The 1388-nt window shown below is 53.3% G+C and carries 1 rRNA gene; it reads right to left on the bottom strand.

What is annotated here, in order from left to right:
- Positions 1–23 precede the first annotated feature (23 nt).
- Positions 24–1388: ribosomal RNA gene (locus L2I46_RS29075) — 23S ribosomal RNA — on the bottom strand; the annotation flags it as partial.

The following is a 1388-nucleotide window of genomic DNA, read 5'->3' as shown; positions in this document are numbered from 1 at the left end:
CGCCAAAACATCTTCGGCGTTGTAAGGTTAAGCCTCACGGTTCATTAGTACCGGTTAGCTCAACGCATCGCTGCGCTTACACACCCGGCCTATCAACGTCGTCGTCTTCAACGTTCCTTCAGGAGACTTAAAGTCTCAGGGAGAACTCATCTCGGGGCAAGTTTCGTGCTTAGATGCTTTCAGCACTTATCTCTTCCGCATTTAGCTACCGGGCAGTGCCATTGGCATGACAACCCGAACACCAGTGATGCGTCCACTCCGGTCCTCTCGTACTAGGAGCAGCCCCCCTCAATTCTCCAGCGCCCACGGCAGATAGGGACCGAACTGTCTCACGACGTTCTAAACCCAGCTCGCGTACCACTTTAAATGGCGAACAGCCATACCCTTGGGACCTACTTCAGCCCCAGGATGTGATGAGCCGACATCGAGGTGCCAAACACCGCCGTCGATATGAACTCTTGGGCGGTATCAGCCTGTTATCCCCGGAGTACCTTTTATCCGTTGAGCGATGGCCCTTCCATTCAGAACCACCGGATCACTATGACCTGCTTTCGCACCTGCTCGCGCCGTCACGCTCGCAGTCAAGCTAGCTTATGCCATTGCACTAACCTCCTGATGTCCGACCAGGATTAGCTAACCTTCGTGCTCCTCCGTTACGCTTTGGGAGGAGACCGCCCCAGTCAAACTACCCACCAGACACTGTCCGCAACCCCGGTCAGGGGCCTACGTTAGAACATCAAACATTAAAGGGTGGTATTTCAAGGTTGGCTCCACGCAGACTGGCGTCCACGCTTCAAAGCCTCCCACCTATCCTACACATCAAGGCTCAATGTTCAGTGTCAAGCTATAGTAAAGGTTCACGGGGTCTTTCCGTCTTGCCGCGGGTACACTGCATCTTCACAGCGAGTTCAATTTCACTGAGTCTCGGGTGGAGACAGCCTGGCCATCATTACGCCATTCGTGCAGGTCGGAACTTACCCGACAAGGAATTTCGCTACCTTAGGACCGTTATAGTTACGGCCGCCGTTTACCGGGGCTTCGATCAAGAGCTTCTCCTTACGGATAACCCCATCAATTAACCTTCCGGCACCGGGCAGGCGTCACACCGTATACGTCCACTTTCGTGTTTGCACAGTGCTGTGTTTTTAATAAACAGTTGCAGCCAGCTGGTATCTTCGACTGGTCTCAGCTCCATCCGCAGGGACTTCACCTACACACCAGCGTGCCTTCTCCCGAAGTTACGGCACCATTTTGCCTAGTTCCTTCACCCGAGTTCTCTCAAGCGCCTTGGTATTCTCTACCTGACCACCTGTGTCGGTTTGGGGTACGATTTGATGTTACCTGATGCTTAGAGGCTTTTCCTGGAAGCAGGGCATTTGTTACTTCAG

Origin of the sequence: Klebsiella sp. 2019SCSN059 (assembly GCF_021739525.1) — a bacterium.
GTDB classification, from domain to species: domain Bacteria; phylum Pseudomonadota; class Gammaproteobacteria; order Enterobacterales; family Enterobacteriaceae; genus Klebsiella; species Klebsiella quasipneumoniae.
This window is presented reverse-complemented; position numbering and strand designations above follow the sequence as displayed.